Source organism: Pseudomonas sp. 3MA1 (assembly GCF_029237275.1).
GTDB classification, from domain to species: Bacteria; Pseudomonadota; Gammaproteobacteria; order Pseudomonadales; family Pseudomonadaceae; genus Aquipseudomonas; species Aquipseudomonas fluorescens_AP.
On sequence record NZ_JAACFX010000001.1, the window covers coordinates 445943 to 471966 of the forward strand.

Below are 26024 nucleotides of genomic sequence, written 5' to 3' on the forward strand. Positions count from 1 at the left end.
GCGCCCTCAGAGTCCGAGAATCATTTTTGAGATGATGTTTTTCTGGATTTCATTGGAGCCGCCGAATATCGACAGCTTGCGATTGTTGAAGTACTGCGCCGCCGCGCTGGCCGCGAACCCGGGGCCGGTGTCCAGCGCTTCGGCGTTGCTGTCATCGAGCATGAGCCGGGCTTCGGGGCCCATGGCCCGGCGCAGCAGGGCGGTCAGTTCCTGGCGGATTTGCGTACCGCAGATCTTCAGCATCGAGCTTTGCGCCCCGGGCGCACCGCCGTCGGCCACGGACGCGATCACCCGCAGGTTGGTGGTCTGCATATTGGCCAGATCGATCTCGACCCGGGCCAGGCGGGTAGCGAACTGAGGGTCCTGCAGCAGCGGCTGGCCGTTGCGGCTGCGCTGCGCGGCCAGCTGCTTGACCCGTTGCAGCGCCGCCATCGACAAACCCACCCCGGCGATATTGGTGCGCTCATAGGTCAACAGGTACTTGGCGCAGGTCCAGCCCTTGTTTTCCTCGCCCACCCGATTGGCCAGCGGTACTCGCACATCGCTGAAGAACACCTCGTTGATTTCGTGATCGCCCTCCAGGGTGATGATCGGCCGCACCTCGACCCCGGGGCTGGCCATGTCGATCAGCAGGAAGCTGATGCCTTCCTGAGGCTTGGCTTCGCGGTCGGTGCGCACCAGGCAGAAAATCATGTTGGCGTGCTGGCCGAGGGTGGTCCAGGTCTTCTGGCCGTTGACCACATAGTGATCGCCGTCGCGCACGGCGCTGGTGTTCACCGCGGCCAGGTCCGAGCCGGCTCCGGGCTCCGAATAGCCCTGGCACCACCAGTGGCGGCCATCGAGAATCCGTGGCAGCCAATAGTCCTGCTGCTCTGGGGTGCCGTACTTGATCAGCACTGGCCCCAGCATGTTGACGCCGAACGGTACGATGCGCGGCGCGTTGGCCAGCCCGCACTCCAGTTCGAAGATGAATTTTTCCACGGCGCTCCAGCCCGGTCCGCCAAAGGCTTCGGGCCAATGGTTGGCCAGCCAGCCGCGGCTGTTGAGGAGCGCATGCCAGTGCTCCATGTCGGCCTTGGACAGACGCTCGCCGTTGGCCACCTTGGTGCTCAGATGGGCGGGCAATTGCTCGGCGAGAAAGCTTCGCACCTGGTCGCGGAAGGCTTCTTCTTGGGGGGTGAAACTCAGGTCCATGGCGACGTCCTCAATAGATTTCGAACAGCGCGGCGGCGCTTATGCCACCGATGATGCACAGGCTGACTACGGCGTACTTGGCCCTGCGGCGTCGACCTTCGAGCAGCACGTGGCCGGCCAGGCGCGCGCCGCAAAGGCGGCGAGGGGGGATGTTGGACTCGCCCCGCTGGGCTTGGGTCAGGGGCGTGCGGGCGGTGCCGACGATGACGGCTTCGCGCATGGATCGGCTTCCTATGTCAGTCGAGGTGGTTGAGGCTGTCGAAGTCGGCGCCGCGTTCTACCAGTTCCACCAGCAAGGGCGAGGGCTGCCAGAACAGCGGGTCTGCTTCGGCAAATTCGCGGATGTCCGCCAGGACCCGGGGCAGGCCGTATTGGTCGGCATATTTGAGTGGGCCACCGCGATAGCGCGGGAAGCCGTAGCCATGGATAAAGGTGATGTCCACATCCAGGGGGCGCAGGGCGATGCCTTCATGCACCACGTTGGCCCCTTCGTTGATCATGGCCGCCATGTAGCGACGGATGATTTCCGGTTGGCTGAAAGAGCGCGGAGTGATTCCGGCTCGGGCCCGTTCGGCGTCGATGATCGCCAGGACTTCCGGGTCCTGGCTGGCGCTGCGTGAGCCTTGGACGTAGCGATAGTAGCCACGGCCGGTTTTCTGTCCGAACCAGCCGCGCTCGCAGAGGCGGTCGGCGATCTGTACATAGCGGGCCCGGGGATCGCGGGTGGCGGCCTTGCGCTGACGGGTCGCCCAGCCGATGTCGCCGCCGGCCAGGTCGGCCACTTGGAAAGGGCCCATGGGGTAGCCGAAATCCCGCAGGGCCTCATCGATCTGATAGGGCGAGGCGCCGTCTTCCATCATGGCGTCCACGGCCTGGCGATAGACCGCGAGAATGCGGTTGCCGATAAAGCCATCGCAGACCCCGGCGCGCACCGGCACCTTGCCGAGTTTTTTCGCCAGATCGAAGGCGCTGGCCACCACGTCCGCGGCGACCTTGGCCGGAACCACGATTTCCAGCAGCTTCATGATGTTGGCGGGGGAGAAGAAGTGCAGGCCAATGACGTCCGCCGGGCGCGAAATGCTCTGGGCAATTGCATTGATGTCCAGGTAGGAGGTGTTGCTGGCGAGCACGGCGCCGGCCTTGCAGACCCGATCCAGTTCGGCGAACACCGCGAGCTTGGCTGTCATGTCCTCGAACACCGCCTCGATCACCAGATCGGCCTGGGCCAGTGCCTGATAGTCGGTACTGGCGCTGAAGCGGGCCAGGGTTGCGGCTTTGTCCGCCAGGGTCAGGCGGCCTTTGTCGATCAAGGTGTCGTAGACCCTCTCGACGTTGCTGCGGCCGCGGTCCAGAGCGGGCTGGTCGCGTTCGATCAGGGTCACCTGCAATCCCGCGTCGAGGGCGGCCACGGCGATTCCGGCGCCCATGGTGCCGCCACCTACCACGCCCACCAGGGCGATGGCGCGAGGCGCTGCGGCGCGGGTTTCGGGGGCCTTGAGCACTTCCCGCTCAGCGAAGAAGGCATGCACCAGCCCGGCCCGTTGCGCACTGGCAAGGCATTCCTGGAACAGCCGGCGCTCTTCCCGCAGGCCGTCTTCGAAGGGTTGATCGAGGGCCGCTTCGACGGCCTGGATGATGAGCAACGGCGACAGCAAGCCGCGGGATTTTTCCGTAGCCCGCTGGCGGGCGCTAGCAATAGCCTGGCGCTGGACAGATTGTTCGCTCAGGGCCTGGGCATCCCGGGTGCGTCGCGGTCCGGCGTGCTCCGCCAGCAATTGACGGGTATAGGCCAGCCCCTCGGCCAGGGCGTCGGCGCTGTCCCCCAGGCGATCCACCAGCCCCCATTTCAGGGCCTCTTCGGCGCTCAGCTGGCGTGCGCTGAGCATCAGTTCAAGGGCCGCCTTGGCACCGATCAGGCGGGGCAAGCGTTGGGTGCCGCCGGCCCCAGGCAGCAGGCCGAGCAGGACTTCCGGCAAGCCGAGCCGAGCCCCGCCCACCGCCAGTCGGTAATGGGCGGCCAGCGCGAGCTCGAGGCCGCCCCCCAGGGCCACGCCCTGTATGGCGGCCACCACTGGCTTGGCGCTGGCCTCGATGCGTTGCACCACCTCAGGCAGGGTGGGCGCCAGGGGCGTCTTGCCGAACTCGCGGATGTCGGCGCCACCGCAGAAGTGGCGTCCTGCGCCGACCAGCAGGATGGCGGCCACTGCCGGGTTGTCATTGGCGCTTTCGATGGCTGCCTGCAGTGCGCGGCGAATCTCGACCCCAAGGGCGTTGACCGGCGGGTTGTTGAGGGTCAGCACCAGGATATTGCCCAGCAGCGCGGATTCGACGGTGGGTGGTGGGGTGTCGCAACTCATTGCAGAAGTCTCCGGCGTGAAGGGCAGCGAGAGGCCGATAGGCTGTTCAGCGGGCCAGTTGAACCCGAGCCAAGATAGCGGAATGATAATTTCGCTGATTGAACGGACTGACGAAAATAATCCTGTCATCAAAGAATATTGTGGTCAATGCGGAATGATATTTCGCAGTGCGGAATTATTGAGTGGTTTATCCATGAGCCGTCCTCTTGTTTGCGCCTTGGGATCAATAGTGGATATTTGACATATTTGATTTGTGATCACATATTGTCGAGCACAAGAACCCCAATACAGGTACGTCCCATGTCCGAAGGTCCCATCCCTTTGCCCACCTTGCGTCAGGTTTCTCGCGATACCTTGCAGGAGCAGGTGTACCGGCAGATTCGCGAAGCCCTGATGAGCGGGCGTTTCCAGCCCGGCCAGAAACTGACCATCCGGGGGCTGGCCGAAGCCCTGGGGTCCAGCCCGATGCCGGTCCGCGAGGCTTTGCAGCGCTTGAGTGCGGAAAATGCCTTTGAAGTCACGGAAACTTCCCGCCTTCGGGTGCGGATGATGACGCTGGAGCGTCTGCGGGAGATCCGTGATGCGCGGGTGGCCCTGGAAGGACTGCTGGCGGAAAAGGCTCTGCAACACCTGCAAAAGAGCGATCTGCAGGAGATCACCGATCTCTGTCGGCAGATGCAAAAGGCTGCCGATGAGGTGGATGTGTCCCGTTACCTGTGGACCAACTTCGCTTTTCACCGGCGTATCTATGCGGTGGCCCGAGCCGAGTTGACCATGGCCGCGGTGGAGAACTTCTGGCTGCACATGGGGCCGTGTTTTGCCCTGGTGGCGCCGGACCAGGCCCATCTGCAACGTTCTATGGAGGCCCACAATCGTATCGTCGAAGCCCTGGCCGCTGGTGATGGTCCGGGAGTGCGAGCGGCCGTCACCGACGACATCATGCAAGCGGCGGATTCCCTGGGCCGGCTGTTGGCCAAGAAGCCTGGTACGGCGGCGGCCAAGGGAGGTCGGGGATGAGCATCTTGCAGCGCTTGCAGCCTTATCCGGGCTTGCGAGTGATGATTTCCGGCGGTGCGGCGGGCATCGGCGAAGTGCTGGCGCGGGCCTATCTCGAAGCCGGCGCCCAGGTGCACGTCTGCGATGTCAGTGAGGCGGCCCTGGCGGCGTTCCGGGATCGCTACCCCGAGGCGCTGGCGACCCGCACCGATGTCGCTGATCCGGCACAGATCCAAGCGCTGTTCGAGCTTCAGGTCGAGCGCTTCGGCGGGCTTGATGTGCTGGTCAACAACGCTGGTGTTGCCGGGCCCACGGCCGGCATAGACGCCGTCAGCGACGCCGACTGGCAACGCACCATCGACATCAACCTGACCGCGCAATACCGCTTTGCCCACCACGCGGTGCCCTTGCTCAAGGCTTCGGACAACGCCCATCTGCTGCACATCGCCTCGGTGGCCGGGCGCCTGGGATATGCCTGGCGTACACCTTATGCGGCCACCAAGTGGGCCATCGTCGGGTTGATGAAGTCTCTGGCTGCCGAGCTGGGTGCCAGCGATATCCGGGTCAACGCGCTGTTGCCGGGGATAGTCCAGGGGCCGCGCATGGACGCGGTGATCCAGGCCCGGGCCGAGCAGGTCGGGGTGCCGCTTGCCGACATGCGTCAGGAGTACCTGAACAAGATCTCTCTCAAGCGCATGGTCAGTGCCGAGGATGTGGCGGCCATGGCGCTGTTTCTCTGTTCGCCGGCAGCGCGCAACGTCACCGGCCAGGCGATCAGCGTCGACGGCAACGTCGAGTACCTCTAGCCGCGTCTACGGCCGGCACCGCTGCAGGGCAGCAGCGGTGAATACCCTCAGCGACCCCCAGGGATTTTTTTCATCAAGAATAAAAGTCGGAGTACCGTCATGTCTGAAAAAACGCCTGTCATTGTCACCTGCGCCGTTACCGGGGCGATTCATACCCCGTCCATGTCGCCGTACCTGCCCATCACCGCCGGAGAAATCGCCGCCGAGGCCATCGCCGCCGCCGAGGCCGGAGCCGCCATCGTGCACCTGCACGCCCGAGACCCGGAGGACGGGCGACCGAGCCAGGACCCCGAGCTGTTCCGGCGCTTCCTGCCGCAGATCAAAGACGCCTGCGATGTGGTGATCAACCTCACCACCGGCGGCGCGCCGACCATGGGCGTCGAGGAACGTCTGCAACCGGTGTTGGAATTCAAGCCCGAGCTGGCCTCGCTGAACATGGGCTCGATGAACTTCGGCCTGTACGAAATGCTCAACCGCTTCACCGAGTTCAAGCACGACTGGGAGCGGCCGTACCTGGAGGACAGCGACGACCGCATTTTCCGCAATACCTTCCGCGACATCGCCCATATCCTCAGCGCCTGCGCCGAGAATCGCACCCGCTTCGAGATCGAGTGCTACGACATCGGCCATCTCTACACCGCTGCGCATTTCCTCGAACGCGGCCTGCTCAAGACGCCACTGTTCATCCAGTCGGTGTTCGGTCTGCGGGGCGGCATCGGCGGCCATCCCGAGGACCTGGCGCACATGCGCCGCACCGCTGACCGGCTGTTCGGCGATGCCTATCACTGGTCGATCCTCGGCGCCGGGCGTAACCAGATTCCCCTGGCAACCATGGGCCTGGCCATGGGCAGTCATGCCCGGGTCGGCCTGGAGGATTCGCTGTGGGACGGCCCCGGCAAGCTGGCGGCGAGCAACGCCGATCAGGTGCGGCGCATTCGCACGGTCATCGAAGCCCTGGGCGGCCGCGTGGCCACCCCGGACGAAGCCCGTGCCCTGCTGGGGCTCAAGGGGCGTGACCAGGTCGCGTTCTGATTGTGCAAGGTCCTGTGTCGGCGGCCCCTCAGCATGGGCCGCTGACGATCCCGCATAACAACTACAAAGGGATATGCCCCATGAACACTGCAACCATCGCCGCTCCTCGGGACTCGCAACAGCTGACCCGCCTGATGTTTCTCAAGCTCATGCCATTGCTGATCGCGGCCTATGTGCTGAGCTTTCTCGACCGCACCAACATCGCCCTGGCCAAGCATCAGTTGGATGTGGACCTGGGTATTTCTGCCGCAGCCTACGGCCTGGGGGCCGGGCTGTTCTTCCTCACCTATGCACTGTCCGAGGTGCCGAGCAACCTGATCATGCACAAGGTCGGCGCGCGCTTCTGGATCGCCCGGATCATGGTCACCTGGGGGCTGATCTCCGCCGCCATGGCCTTCGTCCAGGGCGAGACCTCCTTCTATGTGCTGCGCTTGCTATTGGGGATCGCTGAAGCCGGCCTGTTTCCCGGAGTCATGTTGTACCTCACCTACTGGTTCGACCGCCGGCAGCGAGCCCGGGCTACCGGCTATTTCCTGCTGGGGGTGTGCCTGGCCAATATCATCGGCGGCCCGCTGGGCGCCGCGCTGATGAAGATGGACGGCCTGTTGGGTTGGCATGGCTGGCAGTGGATGTTCCTGCTCGAAGGGCTGCCGGCGGTGTTCTTCGCCTGGGTGGTCTGGCGGCGCCTGCCGGATCGTCCAAGCCGCGCGCCCTGGTTGAGTGCCGAGGAGGCCCGGGGCATCGAGCAGCGCCTGGCCGACGAAGCCGATGAGGGCGCGGGGCAGGGCGGGCATTCGTTCCGGCAGTGCTTTACGCCGCAGATCCTGCTGGCGATCTTTGTCTACTTCTGCCACCAGATCACCATCTACACCGTGATCTTTTTCCTCCCCAGCATCATCGGCAAGTACGCCAGCCTGAGCCTGATGAGCATCGGCCTGCTGACCTCCTTGCCGTGGATCGTCGCGGCGCTGGGGGCGATCAGCCTGCCACGGCTGGCCAGCAGCGCGCAGCGGGCGCGGCGCTTGTTGGTCTGCGGCTTGCTGACGATGGCGGGCGGGCTGCTGATTGCGGCCTTTTCCGGGCCGGTGCTGAGCCTGCTGGGGTTCTGCGTGGCGGCGCTGATGTTCTTCGTGGTGCAGTCGATCATCTTCCTGTACCCAGCGTCGCGGCTCAAAGGTGCGGCCCTGGCGGGAGGCCTGGGCTTTGTGAACTCCTGCGGACTGTTGGGCGGTTTTGTCGGCCCCTCGGTCATGGGGGCGATCGAGATGAGCACCGGCGATGCCATGAACGGCCTCAAGGCCATTGCCCTGGTGCTGTTGGTGGCGGCGCTGGCGGCCTTGCGCTTGCGTCAGGGTCAGGAGGACCCGCGTCCGGTGCGCCCCATGACCGCGGTTGCGCACCCTGTAGCGGGGCGCTCAAGCGGGGTGTGAACGCTGGCGGCACAGGCTGCGTTGTTGAATGTTCTGGCCAAACGCCCGGTGCACTGCACCGGGCGTTTTTCATTGGGCGGGTGTTTGGGGCTTGCACATTACTTAGGCCCGGAACGGGCCTGCAGTCAGTTGATCAGGTGGTTGCAGTGCTGAGTTTCTGCCGTATATCGCGTGTTTACAGTTTATGGGGCTCTATATAAGAAGTGTCTTATATGTTGGCTGTTTTTAGTGTGTTTATTGGTTTTTAAGTAGTACAAGTTTCCAAGAAAAATCTTGTTTATTTAAGGAGTACTCCTCGCCATATGAGGAATGGTCGTTATTCTAAAATAACAGAGTGGTCTGTATCGTAATGTCCGCTCTGGATGGAATGCAGATGCCTGTTGTCGATGTGTATTTCATTGCGGGTAACAGCAGCTGATCGAGGTTGTTGTGGTGTTCAACTCATGTTTCGTTGGCTCGAAGTTCAGCAAGGCTGTACGTCTCGGGAGAGCGAGGTTGTTTTGAATGCTGTGCTCTTAGACGGTTTTTTATAATAGGGAATCAGATGAAACTTAAATCTTTTGCATCCAAGGCGACCTGTGGGTTGCTACTTGCGGCACTGACTCCGGCATTGAGTTACGCAGAGACCGGTGTCAACTCCGGCAACGTGAAGTTCGAAGGCCTGATCTCCAGCGTCAGTTGCAAGGTTCAGGTCGATGCCAACGAGTCCGGAGCGAACACGGGCACGGTCAAGTTCGGCAACGTCCTGCCTTCGGTTTTCGCCGGCGGCATCGGCTCCGCCTCCGAGTTCAAGGAATTCAACATCAACCTCAGTGGCGGCGGCTGCACCGACGGCTCCAAGGCTGCCGTCAGCTTCAACAAGGACGGCTTCATCGATAACGCCACCGGCAACCTGCGTCTGATCGACAGCGGTTCCGGTTCGGCATCGGGCGTGCAGATCCAGATTCACAACAACGGCGCCACCCCGGGGAAAATCGACCTGTCGGAAAACAACAACCAGCAGTTTGCCGAAGTCGTGGGCAACAAGGCCGTGCTGAAGTTCAAGGCCTCCTATGTGGCGGTCAGCGACACGATCGTCGAAGGTCGTGCCGACTCCAATATCAACTTCGATGTGACGTACAACTGACGTCTGTCAGTTACATAAGGAGTTGCTCATGGCGCCGAAAGCGCATGTGTTTAAAACCTTCGTTATCGGCGCCATCTTTCTGGGTCTGTTTTCATCGGCAGTCAATGCGGAAATAGTCATTCATGGCACCCGTGTGGTTTATCCGGCGAGTGCCCGTGATGTGACACTGAGAATGAATAACCCAGGCAGTATGCCGATATTGGTCCAGGCCTGGATTGATGATGGCGATGCCAGTAAGGCACCTGAAGAAATGAAAGTGCCCTTCCAACTTACTCCGGCACTCAGTCGCCTGGAACCCAATGCCGCGGCGGTACTGCGTATTGGTTATTCGAAAGAGCCCTTGCCCGCGGATCGTGAGTCACTGTACTGGCTGAACATTCTGGAAGTTCCGCCACAACAGAAACAGGATGAAAACCGATTGGCCTTTACCTTCCGCCACCGGATCAAGTTGTTCTTTCGTCCTGCGGACTTGAAGGTCAATGTCAACTCGGCGGTGGAAAGACTCAGTTGGAAGTTTGAGCCCGCGGGAGTTGCCCAAGGCAAGGCCCCAGGTCCGGTCGTCCAGGTGTCCAATCCAACTCCTTATTACCTGTCCTTCAGCAAGGTCGAGGTGCAAGCGCAGGGACGTACCGTTGACCTGGGAGCTGGGATGGTCGCGCCCTTTGCCCGTGAGTCCTTTGCCTGGCCGGCAAACGCCGAACGAGCGCCACGCAATGCGGCTGTGCGCTTTGAAGTGGTCAATGACTTCGGCGGCCGGGTGCCGCTGGAAAAGAACCTTCTCTAGTTGCCCTGTTAATTCAACTCCGCTCTTGGCCCTGGTCATTAAACGCTGAGTGCATTGGTATCGATTATGTTCAGTGTGCAGCCCTTCTGGCTGGGTTTTCCTGTGCTCGCACGAGTCTGTCCTGGCGATGTTCCGGCCCTGTTCTTGCGAGCACTCTCGGTGCTGGCGGGGCTGTTGGGGCTGGCGGCTCCGGTGGCTGCCCAGCCGACGAGCGCTGATCAAGCCGTGCGATCGGAGGTGTCCGGCGACGCGTCTCAGAACAGCCCGGTGTTCTTCGATACCCAGATGCTGTTCAAGGCGCCAGGAGCCCTCATCGACACCCAGCGCTTCGAGCGTGCGGGGTATGTGGCGCCGGGCAAGTACCTGCTGGATGTGCGAGTCAGTGGCGCCTGGCGCGGCTTGATCGAGATCGAACTGCGTGAAAGCGATGACCCCCAGGGCAGCCAGCCCTGCTACAACCGCGAGTTGCTCAAGCAACTGGGCATCGACCTGAACAAGGTCGACGCCGCACTGGCGCCTGCCAGTCATCCGCTGCAGGGCGACGGTGAGTTCTGCGGGGACCTCGCCAGTTACATCCCCCATGTCATCACCCAGGTCAACATGGCCGAACAGCAGCTGGAGCTCTCGGTGCCACAGCTGTTCGTGCTGCCCGAAGTCGCAGCCAGCTACGTCGATCCGGCCAGCTGGGACTCGGGCATCAACGCGGCCCGGCTCAACTACAGCACCAACCTGTTCAGCACCCAGAGCCGTGGCCAGCGCAGCACTAGCGGCTATGCCGGATTGAATATGGGCCTGAACCTGGGAAACCTGCGCCTGCGTCACAGCGGCACCTTCTCCTGGTCGCCGGACAGCGGCAGCGATTATCAACGGGGCTATATCTACGGCCAGACCGACCTGACCGACTGGCGTTCGCAATTGCTGGTGGGGGAGAGCGTGACCGACTCCGAGCTGTTCGATTCGGTGTCGTTTCGCGGGGTCAAGCTGTTCAGCGATGAACGCATGCTGCCCACCGCCCAGCGCTATTTCGCCCCGGTGGTGCGCGGTACGGCCAATACCAACGCCAAGGTCACGGTGCGTCAGCGGGGTTACCTGGTGTACGAAACCACCGTCGCCCCGGGCCCCTTCGAGATTGCCGATCTGCAGGCCGCGAGCTTTGGCGGCGACCTGGAAGTGACGCTGACCGAGGCCGATGGTCGCACCCAGCGCTTTACCGTGCCCTTTGCCACCATGGCCCGTCACCTGCGACCGGGGAGCACCCGCTACAGCCTGACCGGCGGGCAGGTGATCAGGGCCGGCGGGCGTGGTCAGCACCAATATGTGGCCCAGGGCACCCTGCAACGCGGGCTGGACAACCAGGTCACCGGTTATGCCGGCGCCTCGTTCACCGGCAGCTACATGGCCGGCCTGATCGGCGCGGCGCTGAACACCGAGCTCGGCGGTTTCGGCCTCGACCTGACCCAGTCCCGCACCGAGGTGCCGCGCAACGGCAACCTGCAGGGCTCCAGCCTGCGTCTGTCCTACAGCAAGAACCTGCATGACAGCGGCACCCAGTTCTCGTTGCTGGCTTATCGCTATTCCACCCGGGGCTACCTGAGCCTGAGGGATGCCATCGATCTGGAGGACTTCGTCAACCGAGGCGCGCGGTTCGAAGACTTTGCCCGGGTCCGCGATCGCCTGGATGTGACGATCAACCAGCGGGTGGACGGCATCGGCGGTGACTTCTACCTCAACGGCTCCTCCCTCAACTACTGGAATAGCCGCGGTCAGGCGCGCAACTACTCCATGGGCTACAACCACCAGTGGCGCGGCCTCAGCTATGCCTTCAGCGTTCAGCGGACCCAGGGTTCCAGCCAGTTCTCGGGGCGTCGCACCCGCAGCGAGAACACCCTGTGGAGCCTCAGCCTGTCGCTGCCCCTGGGGGGCGTCGCCGGGCGTTCCACCCTGGCCAACGCCTTCATCAGCCACGACCAGAATTCCGGTTCCCACTACTCCAGCGGCATTTCCGGCTCGCTGGGCGAGCGTGAGTCCGCCTCCTATGGCGTGTCGGTGTCCCATGATGCCCAGCCGCGGGAAACCTCGACCAACGCCAACCTGAGCTACTACCTGCCGCAGGTGTCCCTGAGTTCGAGCCTGTCCCAGGGCCGTGACTACCGGGCCCAGTCGCTGGGTGCCTCCGGCGGCATGCTCCTGCATTCCGGGGGCCTGACCTTGTCCCAGACCCTGAGTGAGACCGCTGCCCTGGTGCATGCCCCCCATGCCCGCGGCGCCGGTGTCGGCTATTCCGGTGCGCAGGTGGACGCGCAGGGTTATGCGGTGCTGCCGAGCCTGACGCCCTATCAGCTCAATACCGTGGACCTGGACCCCAGCGGCATGGATGAGGATGTCGAGCTGCAGGTCAGTTCACGCAACGTCGCGCCCAGGGCGGGGGCCGTGGTCAGGCTGTCCTACCCGACCCGCAAGGCCCGGGCGTTTCTGCTCGACAGCCGGCAGGCCGATGGCTCGCCGCTGCCCTTTGCCGCCAGTGCCCTGGACGCCGACAGCGGCGAGGAGCTGGGGGCGGTGGGGCAGGGCAGTCGCCTGGTGCTGCGCAGCGAGAAGGATCGGGGCCGCATCCGGGTGCAGTGGGGCGACGCACCCGCCGAGCAGTGCCTGATCGACTATGTGTTGCCGGCGCCCGCGGCGCAGCCGGGCAACGAATCGCTCTTGCTCGACTTGCCGTGTCGCGGCCTGTCGCCGCAGAGCACCATCACCGCGGAGCCTGCATCTTGAGGGGCTGCCTTGCTCGTGTGTTGCGTGGCGTGTGCCTGCTGGGGGCGGCGTTGCTGCTGTTCAGCCAGGGCGCCTGGGCCGACCTGTCGATTGTCGGCACGCGCTTCATCTATCCCCAGGGGCTGGCGGCCTTGAGCATCCGGGTCGGCAATCTCGGCACGGCGCCGCTGCTGCTGCAGACCTGGCTGGACAAGGGCGATGCCTCGGTCGATCCGAGCCGGTTGGCCGTGCCATTCGTACTTTCACCGCCACTTTCGCGACTCGATCCGCAGCAGAGCGCCGTCCTGTCGCTGCGTCACAGCGGCGAGCCGCTGCCTGCCGATCGTGAGTCGGTGTTCTGGCTCAACTTTCTGGAAGTGCCGTCCCTGCGGCCTCTGAGCAGCAACCAGCTGAGCCTGAGCTATCGCCTGCGGATGAAGCTGCTGTATCGCCCCAAGGGCCTGCCGGGTCGGGCCGACGACGCGGCGCGCCAGTTGCGCTGGAGCCTGCCCGGGGCGACGCAGGCGGGAGGCGCTGCGACGCTCAGCGTGAGCAATCCGACGCCGTACTACGTGTCCCTGGCTCGGGTGGATGTGGGCGATCCGCGCCAACCCATGACCGTACAGAGCATCACCGTCGAGCCGTTCGGTTCGGCGCGCCTGCCTTTGTCCGCCGCGCCGCCGTTGGGCGGCGGCGCGGCAGAAATTCGATACCAAGTGGTTTTAGACAGCGGGGAGACGCTGAGTGGAAGTGTGCAAGTACAGCTGTAGTGGTACGCCAGCCGGCCAGCCGGCCGCTGAAGGCAAGGGGCCAGGTCCGGAGTGGGCGCGAGTGCCGTCGGCGCTGCGGCCGGGGATGTTGCTGGCGCTGCTGTTGCCCGCGTTGGCGCAGGCGCAGATGCGGGTCCAGGTGCCCAGTGCCGGGCAGGCCATACGGGATATCGAAGCCACCCAGCCGGCGCTGCCGCCGCCCACCGATGACGTGCAGCTGGAGGTGCCCAAGGCCGAGCGGCCGACACCGGCCCCGGATACTTCGGGCCTGCGCTTGCTGGTCAAGGCATTCGTCATCGAGGGCAATCAGGTGTTCAGCGATCAAGAGCTGCAGCTGCTGCTGGACGATCTGCGCGGCCAGGAGCTCGACCTGGGTGGTTTGCGTGACGCGGCGCAGCGCATCACCGCCCATTACCAGCAACAGGGCTACCTGTTGGCCCGGGCTTTCTTGCCGGCCCAGGAAATCGATGGCGCAGTGGTGCGTATCGAGGTCATGGAGGGCCGCTACGGCCGGATCGAGCTGAGCAACCAGTCCCGTGCCCGGGACGGCGTACTCCGCGCGCCGCTGGCGGCCCTGGACGGTGGCGCGGCGGTCAACAGCGCAGACCTGGAGCGCAGTCTGCTGCTGCTCAACGACCTGCCCGGGGTCCAGGCCAAGGGCACCTTGCGTGCGGGGCAGGCCCCCGGCACCAGCGATCTGTTGGTGGAGGCGCAGCCCGGCCCCTGGGCCAGCGGCAGCCTGGAGGCCGACAACTTCGGCGGCTACCACACCGGCGAGTTCCGCCTGGGGGGCAGCTTCAACCTCAACAACCCCCTGGGCCTGGGGGACCAGCTCAACCTGCGCCTGCTGGGCAGCGACCGCGACCAGCGCTACTGGCGCAGCGCTTATCAGCTGCCCGTGGGGCCCTGGTCGACCCGGGTCGGCGCCGGCTACTCGCACATGAGCTACGAGCTCAACAGAAAGCGTTTGAAGAAGCTGCAGATGAATGGCCAGGCCAGTGTCCAGAGCCTGTTCCTCGTCCAGCCGATCCTGCGGGGGCGGACCTTCGACCTGAGTGCGCAACTGCAGTACGAGAACAAGCAACTGCGCGACGACATCGACCTGCTTGAGCTGAGCAAGCGCAAGCACATCGAGTTGTGGACCCTGAGCCTGGGCGGCAACCGTCAGGACCGGTTTCTCGGCGGTGGCTACAACCAGTTCAGCCTGTCCTACGGCTCCGGCCGCCTGACCTTCGATGACGCCTTCGAGCAGCGCCTGGATCGCTATAGCGCCGCCACCGGCGGCGGCTTCGCCAAGACCAACCTGCAAGTCGCGCGGCTGCAGCGCCTGGGCAACCGCTTCCAGCTCTATGCCCAAGTCAATGCCCAGTGGACCTCGGCCAATCTCGACAGCTCGGAAAAGATGGGGCTGGGCGGCCCCTACGGCGTGCGCGCCTATCCCCTGAGCGCCGGTATTGGCGACCAGGGCTGGCAGGCCGGTCTGGAGCTGAGCTACGCCCTGGCACCGCGCTGGCAGCTCAGCCTGTTTGCCGACAAGGGCTATGTGCAGGTCAACCGCCTGCCCTGGACCCGCGAAATCAATACCCAGCGCCTGCAAGCGGCGGGGCTGGGCGCGCGTTGGAGCGGCGATCGGCGGCAACTCAACCTGACCAGTGCCTGGCCCCTGGATAACCAGAAGGCCGGGGACGGTCCCGAGCGCACCCCACGGATCTGGGTCAGCGCGACACAGTTTTTCTGAAGGCCTGCGTGTGCTTTGGAAGTAGTGCCGTTCTGCGAACAACAGCAGAGCGTTTGAACGTCAATAAGGAGTCATTGTGAACAAGATTTATGCGTTGGTATGGAACCAGGCCCAAGGTCGCTGGAGCGTGACGTGCGAGGGCGCGCGGCGCCGGCGTCGCAGTGGTGGGCGCAAGGGGTTGCTGGTGATGGCAGCCGGCTTGCTTGCCCTGGGAGGACTGACGCCGGCGATGGCGTTGCCCCAGGGAAACGTTACGGTTAGCGGTAGTGCTGACTACAACGTCACGGGTAACAACATGGTGATCCAGCAGCACAGTGACAAGCTGGTGACCAACTGGAACGAGTTCAGCATCGGTGCCGATAAGTCGGTGACCTTCAACCAACCCGGGCGTGACTCCATCGCCCTGAACCGGGTGACCGGCTTCAAGGGCAGTAACATCCAGGGCGCGCTGAATGCCAACGGCCAGGTGTTTCTGATCAACCCCAATGGGGTGCTGATCGGTCAGGGCGCGCAGGTCAACGTGGGTGGCCTGGTGGCCTCGACCCGTGACATCAGTGACGATGATTTCAATAACGGTCGCTATCAGTTCACCGGAAAATCGGCGGTGGAAGTCATCAACGACGGCAACATCACTGCGGCCGATGGTGGCTATGTGGCGCTGCTGGGCGCGCGGGTGCGTAACAACGGCGAAATCGTTGCCAATCAGGGCTCCGTGGCCCTGGGCGCTGGTAACGACTTTACCCTGAGCCTGGGTAACGACAATCTGATCAACTTGCAGATTAACGGCGCCGCCGCGAATGCGTTGGCGCAGAACACCTCAGTGCTCAAGGCCGATGGCGGTCAGGTGCTGATGCTGGCCAAGAGCACCAATGCGCTGACTCAGGCAGTGGTCAACAACCAGGGGGTGATCGAGGCCAATACCCTGTCCAACAAGGAAGGACGTATTGTCCTGGACGGCGGCGAGCGTGGCGTGGTCAATGTGGGGGGGAAATTGACGGCCAAGGCCTCAGCCACCGACGGCAACGGCGGTACGGTTCAAACCTCGGGCGCGGTCACCCGGGTCGAGCTCAACGCCGAAGTCGATACCCGCTCCAGGAACGGTCGTACCGGCACCTGGATCGTCGAGTCCAATGAGGTCAAGGTGGGTTCCACGGGTGAGCCCGGCAACCCGACCCTGGTCGAAAGCACGCTCTCCCAGAACCTGAACAACACCAACGTTGATCTGCGTAGCCGCGATGGTGATGTAGCGGTGGCCGCTGCGGTCGAGTGGAAAAGCGGCAACCAACTGACCCTGACCTCTGCCAAGGACGTCAAGGTCAATCAACGGATCAGCGCCACGGGCGCCAACTCGCGCCTGGAACTGAACGCCGCCAAGTCGGTCCGGCTCGACGGTCACGTGAGCCTCACCGGCGCCAACGGCAGCTTGGGGGTCAAGCATGGCGAGCAACTGGTGGTGGGCGACAAGGGACTGGTGACCTTGTCCGGAGGCGACGCCGGGTTTGACGCCAATGGCAAGCAGCACAAAGTGATCCAGAACAGCCAGCAGTTGCAGGCCATCGGCAAAAAGCTCGATGACCACTATGTCCTGGGCAATCAGATCAAGGGATCAGGGACCATCAACTCCATTGGCGGCGATCAGCTGTTCACCGGCTCGCTCAATGGTCTGGGCAATACCATCAGTGGCTTCACCATCAACAGCTCGGGCCTGTATGCCGGATTGTTCGGCCAGTCCTCCGGCACCATCAGCGATCTGAAGCTGGCCTCGATCACCGTCAATGGGAGCAACTTCCGCAACGGTTTCAGTGAAATTGGCGGTCTGGTGGGGCGCAACAGTGGCAGCATCGAACGGGTCAGTGCCCGCGATATGCAGGTCTCTGCCAATAGCGACCAGCGCAACAAGGTCGGCGGCTTGGTGGGGGGCAACTACGGCGGCTCGATCAGCGACTCTTCGGTGGCCGGTTCGTTGTACGGCGGCAGCCTGACCACGGCCATCGGCGGCGTGGCCGGGGAAAACCGGTTCGGCAATGGCAGAACCGGTCTCATCAGCGGCAGTGCCAGTGATGTCGATATCACCACCAAGATGTATAAACAGGCCATGGGCGGCGCCGGAGGACTGGTTGGGATCAACAATGGCGCAGTGATTTCCAACTCGTCGAGCAAGGGCACCATCGGTACTTACAATCCACTCTATAAGGGACTGAACCTGGGCGGGCTGGTGGGCAACAACCAGAACGGCACTATTACCGGCTCCAGTTCCTCGATGAACGTGTACGGCGCGCTGGGGAGCCATATTGGCGGCCTAGTCGGGTTCAACCGCTCTGGCACTATCAGCGGTTCCAGTGCCAGCGGTAACGTTTACGGGGTGGGCAGCGAGTCCGCTGGGGGGCTGATCGGCTCGCAGCAGAACCAGAGCTTGGTGAGCAACGTCAAGGCGACTGGCGATGTGATTGACCGCTTCGGCACGAACCTGGGTGGCCTGATCGGAAAAAGTGACGACAGCACCATCCGCGGTTACATCGAGGCCAAGGGCGATGTCAAAGGAGGTGTGAAGGCCAACGTCGGCGGTCTGGTCGGTAGCAATATCGGTGGCCTGATCTACGATGCCAAGGCGCTGGGCGCGGTGGAGGGCTACGCCAAGAGCAATATCGGCGGTCTGGTCGGCTACAACGATGGTGACCTGGGCTCGGTTGCGGCTCACGGCAAGGTCTTTGGCGATACCTATAGCTCCGTGGGTGGGTTGGTGGGCTTCAACTCCAACGACTCCAACCACGTCATCGAGCGTGCCGTGGCGACTGGCAATGTCCATGGAACCTGGCACAGCAAGGTCGGGGGCCTGGTCGGCGATAACCAGTCGCAGATCGTCAACTCCGAGTCCCGTGGCCGCGTCAGTGGCGGCTGGCGTACCACCCTGGGTGGGCTGGTGGGCGTGAACGAGGGGCAGATCCAAGGCTCGAAATCCACCGGCAAGGTCGATACCGTCTGGGCCTACTTCCAGACTTATGGTGACCAGATCGGCATCAACCACGGCACCTACTCTTCGGCCCGGGTTTCCAAAGGCCTGATGGACTAAGGAGTGTCGGCAAGACCTCGGCCCGGCTGCCCCTGGCATGCCGGGCACTTGCCACCTATTCACTATCGATTGACCGGCTCCCGTGGCACCGCAGCGTGCACTAGGGGCCGGCTTGGAAAAAGAGGCAATGACCGATGAGTGATCCATGGTCCAGGCTCCTCACCGATGGGCGCCGGCGCGGTCTGTTGATACGCGCGATCATCCTGATGCTGTTGGGCGTGCAGGCGAGCGCACCGGTGTACGCCGTTACCGATGAGGGCAAGGCCAAAGGGTGCGTGTTCAGTAGTTATGGCGGCTCTGCCCAGGATTGGGTCGAGATCACACCACTGACCCGGAGCACGCCGGTGGGGGCCGTGTTGAAACAGCGTCACGTGAACCCGATCATTGAATACACCACTGAGAAGTCTGTAACCAAGGAGCCGCATGAATTGGTTTTAGGTGCGCATTTTCCGGGGATTAGGTTTCTCGATGGCATCGTTCCGACCAATATCGATGGCATCAGTTTTAAAGTGACGGCCTATCCTTCAGGCTCGGACGCCCAGATACTGACGGGTAATTTCTATCCCGTGGTACTAAAAAAATACAGGGTGGAGAGCTCAAACGGCGAGCTGAAAAAAGACTTCATAAACTACGTGTATTCGCTGATTCTGACCCGGCCCGCCAATGAGTTACCCAAGGGATCGCTGCAGGTCAACAGCCTCGCCGGTGTCCAGGTGGCGATGTACGCGCTGGATCTGGACGCGGGCGTGGCCCAGGTCGGGCAACACTTGCTGGAGCTGCCGCAGCAGGACAACCGGGATCGGTGTTCGAAACAACTGTTGCTCAGCGAACAGGAACTGCTGGGGGGCGAAGGCGTCAAGTTCACCGCCACGTGCCAGGTGGTCACCCGCAACGTCACGCTGCGTCTGGGCAGTCCCTCGGCCCATGACTTTCCCACGTTGGGCTCGACCTCGCCGCCCTCGGCCGCGGCCAGGCTTGAAGTCAACGACTGCTCGTTCAACAGCCTGCCGAAGGTTTCGTTCAGCGCCGAACCCGCCTCGCGCTGCGATCCGACAGGAATCCTGGGGCTCACTCAATCGGCTCAGGATCAGGGGCGGTCCGTCGCCAAGGGCGTTGGCATCGTCATGTTCAATGAGCAGATTCCGCGCATTCATTGCAATGGCACTCAATACGCCATGGAGCGCCTGTTGGGCAGCGATAGCGCCAGCTTCAGCTTTCGCGCCCAGTACATTCGCACGGGGCCGATCACCGAGGGGGCAGCCAACAGCAGCGCCCAGTTCAACTTCACCTTCGACTGACGCACCGGCCGCAGGCCTCGGGTGTTTACCTGGACGCCGGCCCCCGGGCCTTTCTACACTGACCTCCGTCTGGGGACCGGGGGAGCACCGATGAATCGCAATGAACTGCGCAAGGCCGACATCAACCTGATGGTGGTGTTCGAGGCGTTGATGCTGGAACGCAACGTCACCCGGGTGGCGGAAAAGCTGTTTCTCGGCCAGCCCACCATCAGCTCCGCGCTCAACCGCCTGCGGGCGATGTTCAACGATCCGCTGTTCATTCGCGTCGGCCATCGCATGGAACCCACCGCGCGCGCCGAGCAGATCATCCAGCACCTGTCGCCGGCCCTCGACGCGCTGTCCTCGGCCCTGAGCCTGACCCACGATTTCGATCCCGCCAGCAGCACCATGACCTTTCGCATCGGCCTGTCCGACGACGTCGAGTTCGGCCTGCTGCCGCCCCTGCTGCGAGCCCTGCGCCAGGAAGCGCCGCAGGTGGTGGTCGTGGTGCAGCACGTGGATTACTGGCGGATTCCCGATCTGCTGGCCTCGGGCGACATTACCGTCGGCATCAGCCAGACCCGGGGCCTGCCGGCCAATGCCAAGCGCAAGTTGCTGCGGCACATCCAGCCCAGCGTGTTGCGGGCCGATGCCAGCGAGACGCCGCTGACCCTCGACGAATACTGCGCGCGGCCCCATGTGCTGGTATCCCACACCGCCAATGTCGCCGGCTTCGCCGATGAGTGGCTGGCGGAAATCGGCCGCACCCGCCAGGTGGTGCTGTCGGTGCCGCAGTACAGCTCGTTACCGGCGCTGCTGGCGGGCACCGACATGCTCGCCAGCCTGCCGGACTATGCGGCGGCGGCCATGGCCGCCTCGGGGCAGCTGTTTGTCGAGCCTTATCCGTTCAAGACCCCGACCCTGGACTTGTCCATGGTCTGGCTCAGCCACGTCGACAGCGATCCCGCGGAACGCTGGCTGCGTTCGCGCCTGGAAGCCTTCATGGGGGAAAGGGCGCCCATCGCCCCGTTCTGAGCGACTACCGAGCGGTCGGATTGGATTCGCTGTTGCCGGCTTGGCATCGGCACCGGCGGCTGCTTTGCTGTGTAGATCATCTGTTGAAACACTGATCGGTGGAGTGTGCCCATGAGTCGTTCCCGTTCCCTGTTGCGTGGGCGTGGCCGCCACGACAGCGGCAAGGTTGGCATGGTCGAGCTGTTTTTCGACCTGGTGTTCGTGTTCGCCGTAACCCAGCTGTCCCATTCCCTGCTGGCCCATCTGTCCCTGGGCGGGGCGCTGCAGGTGGCGCTGCTGATGGTGGCGGTGTGGTGGGTGTGGATCTTCACGTCGTGGATCACCAACTGGCTGGACCCGGAAACCCTGCCGATTCGCCTTGGGCTGTTTGTGCTGATGGTGGCGGGGTTGCTGCTGTCGTCGTCGATTCCCCAGGCCTTCGGTGAGCGCGGCCTGCTGTTTGCCGGCGCCTATGTGTTCATGCAGGTGGGCCGCACCGCCTATTCCCTGTGGGCAGTGCGCGGCGAGCCGGTAAACATGACCCGCAACTTCCAGCGAATCCTGTTGTGGCTGATGTTCTCGGGGGTTTTCTGGATCACCGGCGGCCTGCTGGAGGGCCCACAGCGGCTGGCCTTATGGGGGCTGGCCCTGGCTATCGAAGTACTGTCGCCGTCGCTGTATTTCTGGGTGCCGGGGCTGGGGCGTTCGACCCTGGCCGACTGGAATGTGGAAGGCAATCACATGGCCGAGCGCTGCGGTCTGTTCGTGATCATCGCCCTGGGGGAATCGCTGCTGGTGACTGGTGCCACCTTCGCCGAGCTGACCACCAGTGCCCAGGGCCTGCTGGGGTTCGTGGTGGCGGTGCTGGGCAGTATCGCCATGTGGTGGGTGTATTTCGACAGTGGCGCCGAGCGTGCACACCACCGTATTGCCCATTCCGACGACCCGGGGCGTCAGGCGCGCATTGCCTACACCTATCTGCACCTGCTGATCGTGGCGGGGATCATTGTCAGTGCCGTGGCCGATGAGCTGGTGCTAATGCATCCGGAGCACGCCAGCCCGGCCGGGGTGCTGGTGATAGTTGGTGGTCCCTGGCTGTTCCTCTTGGGCTGCGCCCTGTTCAAGTGGGTGATGAACGACCGGCCGTTACCGCCGCTGTCGCACCTGGCCGGGCTCGTGGTCCTGCTGCTGTTGTTGCCGGCCGCCTGGAATCAGCTGTTTTCCGCGCTGGCCCTGGGCAGCCTGACCACTCTGGTGATGGTGCTCGTGGCCACCTGGGAAACACTGGCCCTGCGCGAGCGGGCAGCGACGGCGGGGCAATGAGGCCGGCGGATAATGCAAGCGCGGGGGCGGGGCTTGTGTAGTATGGAGCGCCTTTTTTCCCCTGACAGACCAGGAGTTCTGCCATGCCGCACCTGCATATGGAATACACCGCCAACCTGCCCCAGCTGGACGTCGACAAGGCGCTGCTGCGGCTCAATCACGCACTGGTGGCCTCCGGGCAGTTTGCCGATGAGTTCGATATCAAGAGCCGGGCGGTGAAGGTCGAGTCGTTCAGGGTCGGCACCGGCCTGGGTGAGCGGGCCTTTGTCCACGTCAAGCTGGCCCTGCTCAGCGGCCGCTCGCCGGAGATCAAGAAGCAATTGTCCGAGAGCCTGCTGGCCCTGCTGCAGGACCTGGCGCCCTGGCCTGCGGAGCTGGCGGTGCAACTGTGTGTGGAGATTATCGATATCGACCGCGCGTCCTACAGCAAGGCGGCTGTCGGTCTCTGATGGGGGCAGGGCCTAAAGCAGGCCCGGTTCGGCGCAGGCCTTGACCACCTGTTCACGGAACCAGGTCTGCGCGCTGTCCTGATCGGTGTTCTGGTTCCATTGCATGTCCAGGGTGAACCCCGGCAGGCCGCTGGGGGCCTCGCAATGGTTGAACACCGCTTCGTTGGCCAGCAAGGCCTGGATGCGTCGGGGCAGGGTCAGGATGAAGTCGGTGCCGGTGATCATTTTCAGCGCCGCGCTGTAGCTGTTGGAGCGGGCGACGATCTGCCGCTTGTGGGCCTGGCGGGCCAGCCAGCCATCCACCATGTTGCTGTCCGAGGTCCAGGGCGTGGGAAACACATGGCGCCGCTCGATGAACGATTGCAGGCTGAAGCGCGGCTCCTTGGGCGGGGTCGCGCGCTTGTCGAAGACGCACACCAGGTCGTCCTCCAGCAGCATCTGCGATTTCAGGTCGGCATGGCTGCGATGGAAGTTGGGGCCGAAGCAGATCACCAGGTCGACGCTGCCATCGCGCAGTTCTTCGGCGGGAATATCGCTCTCCAGTTTCTGCACATTGACCGTCACCGGCAGGTCGGCGTAGTCGAAGCCCTTGAGTAGCCGGGGCAGGATCAACAGCTCGAAGTACTCCGGCGCGCACAGGTTGAAGGTCACGGCCTGGCGGGTCGGATCGAAGGCCGGCACGCCGCTGTGGCACAGGTTGATGCTCTCGAGGATCTTCAGCACGTGGCCGTACATGCTGGTGGCCTTGTAGGTCGGGCGCATGCCGTTGCGGGTGTGGACGAACAGCTCGTCCTCGAAGCCGTTGCGCAGTTTCTTCAGGCAGTAGCTGACCGTCGACTGACTGACGCAGAGGGTTTCCGACACCCCGGTGACACTGCTTTGCTCGTACACCGCGACAAAGACCATCAGGTCCTGCATGTCGAGTTTTCTGAGCGTGTTGTTGATGAGCATCCGTTCCATCCCGCTGGGCACCTGGCGCCGGTGGCGCGCAAACCGGATCGATGCTAGCGGAACGATCGTCCTAATTAAATGCCCGGAGCGGGGATTCGCGGACAGCATCGGGACATTAAATTCCGATAACACGACCTGCGCATTTTCGCTCAGCCAGCCGGTGCCTGTCCCGGGGCAATTTCAGGCCGCGGCGGCCTGCGGACGGCTGCCGCGCACCAGGCCGAGCATGCCCAGGGCCACCAGCACGGCACCCAGCAGTTCCCCGGGGCGCGGCGTCTGGCCCAGCCACAACCAGTGGAACAGCGTCAGCAACAGGGTGCTGAGGTAGATGTAGGAAATCACCGTGGCCGGGGCGATGACGCCGATCGCCCGATGCAACAGCCAGAAGGTCGCCAGGGTGGCGAACAGTGCCAGGTACAGCAGCCACAGCAGATCCTGGCTGCCCAGCAGGGTTGCACTGCGCCAGCCGCCGCTGGCCAGACTGGCGGCAAACAGAAACAGGGCGCCGAACAGCATGTTCCAGAAGGTCATGGCCGCCGGGCTGCGCCCTTGCAGGCCATGGGCCTTGAAGCGCTGGCTCAGCGGCGAGTAGGCGGCCATGGCCAGGCATCCCAGGCCATAGACGCCCATGGCGTACAGCGACGGCCACTGCCCCGGGGCATCCCCCTTGAGGATCAGCAGCAAGGCCCCGGCGCCGGCTACCAGCATCGCCGGCCAGCGCCGGGGCTGGCGCTGGCCGGGCAGCAACCAGCCTTCGAGCACCAGGGTCAGCAGCGGCACCAGGGTGAACAGGGTTCCGGTGTTGACCGCCGAGGTGTAGCGCAAGGCCTCGAACAGCGAGCCGAAGTACAGCGCCAGCAGCAGCCCCAGCACCGCGTGGGCCCGCAGTCCGGCCAGGGTCATCGCCGAGGAGCCCTTGAGCCACAGCAGGGGGGCGAACAGCAGGGCCGAGAACAGCAGGCGCAGCGCGGTCAGCAGCACCGGGTCGATGGCCTGATTGACCTGGGCGGCGGCGAAGAACGAAGCGGCGATCAACGCCGCCCACAGCAGCATGCCGAGATGCGCCTGGGTGAAGTTCACGGGATTCATGGCAGGCTCCGGTGGCTCAGCGGATGTGCTGGCGGTAATGCCGCGGATCGAAACGCAGCACCATGAGGATCATCAGGCCCATCACCGCGGTCAGGGACCACCAGGCCCATTCGAAGCTGCCCAGCTGGTCGCGGATGATGCCCGCCAGCAGCGGCGACAGGCCGGCGATCAGGTAGCCGATGCCCTGCACGAAGGCGGTCAGGCCGCCGGCCCGGCGTGGGTCGGGCAGGTGGTCCAGGGACACGATCAGGCTCATCGGAAACAGCCCGCCAATGCCCAGGCCCAGCAGGCACGGCCACAGCAGGCTCAGGTGCTGCGGACTGAGGATCAGGCCGCAGAAGCCGGCGATGATCAGCACCAGCAGGCCCACCAGCACCCGGCGCCGGTCCGGGCTGCGGTTGGCGATGGCCGGAGTGACCAGCCCGGAAATCACTTCCATGGCGGTGAGAAAACCCAGCAGCAGGCCGGCGTTCTGTTCACTCCAGCCGTTCTCCACGTAATAGGGCGCGAGCCAGGCCAGCACGCAGGTGTAGGAGGCGGTGCCGAGGCCGAAGAACACCGCCAGCAGCCAGGCCCGGCGATTGCCGGCAAAGGACTCCCGTGCACCGCGCGAGGCCGGCAGGCTCGGCAGCGAACTGCGCTGGGCGTACCAGAACACTAGCGCCAGCGCGGCCAGGGCGGCCCAGATCGCCAGGGCCAGGCGCCAGCTGCCGCTGTGATTCATCACCAGTGGGGCGAAGGATGCCGCAATGGCCGCGCCGCCCATGATCGAGGTGACATACAGGCCCATGAACAGCGAGACATTGTCGGCAAAACGCGACTTGATCAGCGCCGGCATCAGCGCCTGGATCAGGGCGATACCGATGCCCGCCAGCACCGCGCTGAGAATCAGCTCGGCGGCCGAATCCATGAACAACCGCGAAACGGTCGCCAGGCCGATGATCAGCAAAGACAGGACCACGGTACGGTGCTCGCCCAGGCGCTGACTGACGGCCATGCCGAAGAACATCGCCAGGCCCATGGCCATCACCGGCAGCATGGTCAGCAGCGAGGCCAGACTGAAACTCAGCGGGATGTCACCGCGAATGCCCGACAAGAGCGGGCCGACAGCGGCCATCGACGGCCGCAGATTGAGCGCCACCAGCACCACACTGACCATCAGCCAGAGCGCGGGGCGGGAAGTTGCACGAACGTTTTCCATAACCAGACCTTCAAGAAATCAGGACCTGATTAGGCGGTGCGGCTCAGAAACGGCGCAAATCAGAAAGTCTGCGGTGCTATTTAAAAATTAAATAAGCCGCAAGCCGCAAGCTGCAAGCGGGGTGCTTGAACTTGTGGCTTGCAGCTTGTCGCTTGCCGCTGCCTTTAGAACGGCTTGGTCGGCAGGTACTTGCCGTCCAGGGTGATCACGGCGCGGGAGCCGCCTTCGGGGTCCTCGACCTTCTTGATGTCCAGCTTGAAGTTGATGGCGCTGATGATGCCATCGCCGAATTGCTCGTGGACCAGGGCCTTGAGGGTCGAGCCGTAGACCTGGAGCATTTCATAGAAGCGGTACACGGTCGGGTCGGTGGGGATGCCGCCGGCGATGCTGCCGCGCAGGGGGATGCTTTGCAGCAGGCGGCTGGCGTCCTGGTCCAGGCCGAGCTTGTCGCACACCAGGTCGGCGGCTGCGGCCGGCAGGGCATGCTGGCCCAGCAGGGCGGCGGTGACGAAGGCCAGGCTCAGCCCGGTGCCGTCGGTGAGGTCCTGCCACGACAGGTTCTTGCGTGCCTTGGCGTCGATGATGGTGTCGGCCAGGGCCAGGCGTGGGGCTTGGGCAAATTGCGATTGCAGCATGGGGTGATTCCTCTTGGGTGACGAAACGGGGGCT

General features: G+C 63.8%; 20 protein-coding genes and 1 pseudogene. 14 read left to right on the forward strand and 7 right to left on the reverse strand.

What is annotated here, in order from left to right; genetic code table 11:
- Positions 1-6 precede the first annotated feature (6 nt).
- The 3 genes and pseudogenes from GWQ44_RS02135 to GWQ44_RS02145 form a co-directional block, all read right to left on the reverse strand.
- Complete coding sequence (locus GWQ44_RS02135) at positions 7-1194, reverse strand: acyl-CoA dehydrogenase family protein (RefSeq protein WP_275926550.1); 1188 nt, start codon at positions 1192-1194, stop codon at positions 7-9.
- 10 nt (positions 1195-1204) lie between these two features.
- Positions 1205-1330: pseudogene (locus GWQ44_RS02140) on the reverse strand (acetyl-CoA C-acyltransferase); the annotation flags it as partial.
- Positions 1331-1430: 100 nt separating this feature from the next.
- The gene (locus tag GWQ44_RS02145; RefSeq protein ID WP_275926551.1) at positions 1431-3551 is read right to left on the reverse strand and encodes a 3-hydroxyacyl-CoA dehydrogenase NAD-binding domain-containing protein; all 2121 of its coding nucleotides are present in this window, start codon (positions 3549-3551) and stop codon (positions 1431-1433) included.
- Positions 3552-3851: 300 nt separating this feature from the next.
- Between GWQ44_RS02145 and GWQ44_RS02150 the strand changes: the two genes are divergently transcribed.
- The 14 genes from GWQ44_RS02150 to GWQ44_RS02215 all read left to right on the forward strand — a co-directional run bounded on the left by GWQ44_RS02150 (position 3852) and on the right by GWQ44_RS02215 (position 22114).
- Positions 3852-4568 carry a GntR family transcriptional regulator gene (locus GWQ44_RS02150; protein ID WP_199009890.1) on the forward strand — a complete coding sequence of 239 codons (717 nt, stop codon included), beginning with the start codon at positions 3852-3854 and terminating at the stop codon, positions 4566-4568.
- Positions 4565-5353, forward strand: coding sequence for an SDR family oxidoreductase (locus tag GWQ44_RS02155; RefSeq protein ID WP_275926552.1), 789 nt, complete (start codon positions 4565-4567; stop codon positions 5351-5353). Before GWQ44_RS02150 ends, GWQ44_RS02155 begins: the two co-directional genes overlap by 4 nt.
- 99 nt (positions 5354-5452) lie before the next feature.
- Positions 5453-6385: a 3-keto-5-aminohexanoate cleavage protein gene (locus tag GWQ44_RS02160; RefSeq protein ID WP_275926553.1), complete on the forward strand. Its 933-nt coding sequence runs from the start codon at positions 5453-5455 to the stop codon at positions 6383-6385.
- An 80-nt stretch (positions 6386-6465) separates the two neighbouring features.
- Positions 6466-7815: an MFS transporter gene (locus GWQ44_RS02165; RefSeq protein ID WP_275926554.1), complete on the forward strand. Its 1350-nt coding sequence runs from the start codon at positions 6466-6468 to the stop codon at positions 7813-7815.
- Between the two features lie 610 nt (positions 7816-8425).
- Positions 8426-8941: a fimbrial protein gene (locus GWQ44_RS02170; RefSeq protein ID WP_052960032.1), complete on the forward strand. Its 516-nt coding sequence runs from the start codon at positions 8426-8428 to the stop codon at positions 8939-8941.
- Between the two features lie 28 nt (positions 8942-8969).
- Positions 8970-9725 carry a fimbria/pilus periplasmic chaperone gene (locus GWQ44_RS02175; protein ID WP_016963324.1) on the forward strand — a complete coding sequence of 252 codons (756 nt, stop codon included), beginning with the start codon at positions 8970-8972 and terminating at the stop codon, positions 9723-9725.
- A gap of 66 nt (positions 9726-9791) precedes the next feature.
- Entirely contained in the window at positions 9792-12494 is a 2703-nt protein-coding gene (locus tag GWQ44_RS02180) for a fimbria/pilus outer membrane usher protein (protein WP_275926555.1), read from the forward strand.
- Positions 12491-13243 carry a fimbria/pilus periplasmic chaperone gene (locus GWQ44_RS02185; RefSeq protein WP_275926556.1) on the forward strand — a complete coding sequence of 251 codons (753 nt, stop codon included), beginning with the start codon at positions 12491-12493 and terminating at the stop codon, positions 13241-13243. The genes GWQ44_RS02180 and GWQ44_RS02185 overlap by 4 nt, the downstream gene beginning before the upstream one ends.
- Before the next feature lie 85 nt (positions 13244-13328).
- Entirely contained in the window at positions 13329-14981 is a 1653-nt protein-coding gene (locus GWQ44_RS02190) for a ShlB/FhaC/HecB family hemolysin secretion/activation protein (protein ID WP_275926790.1), read from the forward strand.
- 76 nt (positions 14982-15057) lie between these two features.
- Complete coding sequence (locus GWQ44_RS02195) at positions 15058-18051, forward strand: GLUG motif-containing protein (RefSeq protein WP_275926557.1); 2994 nt, start codon at positions 15058-15060, stop codon at positions 18049-18051.
- A gap of 134 nt (positions 18052-18185) precedes the next feature.
- Positions 18186-19349 (forward strand): fimbrial protein, encoded by a 1164-nt coding sequence (locus tag GWQ44_RS02200; protein WP_275926558.1) that lies wholly within the window; start codon positions 18186-18188, stop codon positions 19347-19349.
- 90 nt (positions 19350-19439) lie between these two features.
- Complete coding sequence (locus GWQ44_RS02205) at positions 19440-20363, forward strand: LysR substrate-binding domain-containing protein (RefSeq protein WP_016963319.1); 924 nt, start codon at positions 19440-19442, stop codon at positions 20361-20363.
- A 111-nt stretch (positions 20364-20474) separates the two neighbouring features.
- Positions 20475-21665 (forward strand): low temperature requirement protein A, encoded by a 1191-nt coding sequence (locus tag GWQ44_RS02210; RefSeq protein WP_275926559.1) that lies wholly within the window; start codon positions 20475-20477, stop codon positions 21663-21665.
- A gap of 83 nt (positions 21666-21748) precedes the next feature.
- On the forward strand, positions 21749-22114 hold the full coding sequence (locus tag GWQ44_RS02215; protein ID WP_275926560.1) for a 5-carboxymethyl-2-hydroxymuconate Delta-isomerase: 366 nt from the start codon (positions 21749-21751) through the stop codon (positions 22112-22114).
- A 12-nt stretch (positions 22115-22126) separates the two neighbouring features.
- Here GWQ44_RS02215 and GWQ44_RS02220 read toward each other — a convergent pair whose 3' ends face one another.
- The 4 genes from GWQ44_RS02220 to cynS all read right to left on the reverse strand — a co-directional run bounded on the left by GWQ44_RS02220 (position 22127) and on the right by cynS (position 25990).
- Positions 22127-23065 carry a LysR family transcriptional regulator gene (locus GWQ44_RS02220; RefSeq protein WP_275926791.1) on the reverse strand — a complete coding sequence of 313 codons (939 nt, stop codon included), beginning with the start codon at positions 23063-23065 and terminating at the stop codon, positions 22127-22129.
- 180 nt (positions 23066-23245) lie between these two features.
- On the reverse strand, positions 23246-24154 hold the full coding sequence (locus GWQ44_RS02225) for a DMT family transporter (RefSeq protein WP_016965909.1): 909 nt from the start codon (positions 24152-24154) through the stop codon (positions 23246-23248).
- 16 nt (positions 24155-24170) lie between these two features.
- The gene (locus tag GWQ44_RS02230; protein WP_047302494.1) at positions 24171-25355 is read right to left on the reverse strand and encodes a cyanate transporter; all 1185 of its coding nucleotides are present in this window, start codon (positions 25353-25355) and stop codon (positions 24171-24173) included.
- Between the two features lie 164 nt (positions 25356-25519).
- Complete coding sequence (cynS, locus tag GWQ44_RS02235; protein ID WP_047284361.1) at positions 25520-25990, reverse strand: cyanase; 471 nt, start codon at positions 25988-25990, stop codon at positions 25520-25522.
- Positions 25991-26024: the final 34 nt, after the last annotated feature.

What these genes read in the sequence shown, in the direction of transcription:
- GWQ44_RS02215 (WP_275926560.1), top strand. Translation starts at nt 21,749, where the DNA reads ATGCCGCACCTGCATATGGAATACACCGCCAACCTGCCCCAGCTGGAC.
- GWQ44_RS02160 (WP_275926553.1), top strand. Translation starts at nt 5,453, where the DNA reads ATGTCTGAAAAAACGCCTGTCATTGTCACCTGCGCCGTTACCGGGGCG.
- GWQ44_RS02180 (WP_275926555.1), top strand. Translation starts at nt 9,792, where the DNA reads ATGTTCAGTGTGCAGCCCTTCTGGCTGGGTTTTCCTGTGCTCGCACGA.
- GWQ44_RS02205 (WP_016963319.1), top strand. Translation starts at nt 19,440, where the DNA reads ATGAATCGCAATGAACTGCGCAAGGCCGACATCAACCTGATGGTGGTG.
- GWQ44_RS02175 (WP_016963324.1), top strand. Translation starts at nt 8,970, where the DNA reads ATGGCGCCGAAAGCGCATGTGTTTAAAACCTTCGTTATCGGCGCCATC.
- GWQ44_RS02155 (WP_275926552.1), top strand. Translation starts at nt 4,565, where the DNA reads ATGAGCATCTTGCAGCGCTTGCAGCCTTATCCGGGCTTGCGAGTGATG.
- GWQ44_RS02150 (WP_199009890.1), top strand. Translation starts at nt 3,852, where the DNA reads ATGTCCGAAGGTCCCATCCCTTTGCCCACCTTGCGTCAGGTTTCTCGC.
- cynS (WP_047284361.1), bottom strand. Translation starts at nt 25,990, where the DNA reads ATGCTGCAATCGCAATTTGCCCAAGCCCCACGCCTGGCCCTGGCCGAC.
- GWQ44_RS02220 (WP_275926791.1), bottom strand. Translation starts at nt 23,065, where the DNA reads ATGCTCATCAACAACACGCTCAGAAAACTCGACATGCAGGACCTGATG.
- GWQ44_RS02230 (WP_047302494.1), bottom strand. Translation starts at nt 25,355, where the DNA reads ATGGAAAACGTTCGTGCAACTTCCCGCCCCGCGCTCTGGCTGATGGTC.
- GWQ44_RS02135 (WP_275926550.1), bottom strand. Translation starts at nt 1,194, where the DNA reads ATGGACCTGAGTTTCACCCCCCAAGAAGAAGCCTTCCGCGACCAGGTG.
- GWQ44_RS02165 (WP_275926554.1), top strand. Translation starts at nt 6,466, where the DNA reads ATGAACACTGCAACCATCGCCGCTCCTCGGGACTCGCAACAGCTGACC.
- GWQ44_RS02190 (WP_275926790.1), top strand. Translation starts at nt 13,329, where the DNA reads ATGTTGCTGGCGCTGCTGTTGCCCGCGTTGGCGCAGGCGCAGATGCGG.
- GWQ44_RS02200 (WP_275926558.1), top strand. Translation starts at nt 18,186, where the DNA reads ATGAGTGATCCATGGTCCAGGCTCCTCACCGATGGGCGCCGGCGCGGT.
- GWQ44_RS02145 (WP_275926551.1), bottom strand. Translation starts at nt 3,551, where the DNA reads ATGAGTTGCGACACCCCACCACCCACCGTCGAATCCGCGCTGCTGGGC.
- GWQ44_RS02225 (WP_016965909.1), bottom strand. Translation starts at nt 24,154, where the DNA reads ATGAATCCCGTGAACTTCACCCAGGCGCATCTCGGCATGCTGCTGTGG.
- GWQ44_RS02210 (WP_275926559.1), top strand. Translation starts at nt 20,475, where the DNA reads ATGAGTCGTTCCCGTTCCCTGTTGCGTGGGCGTGGCCGCCACGACAGC.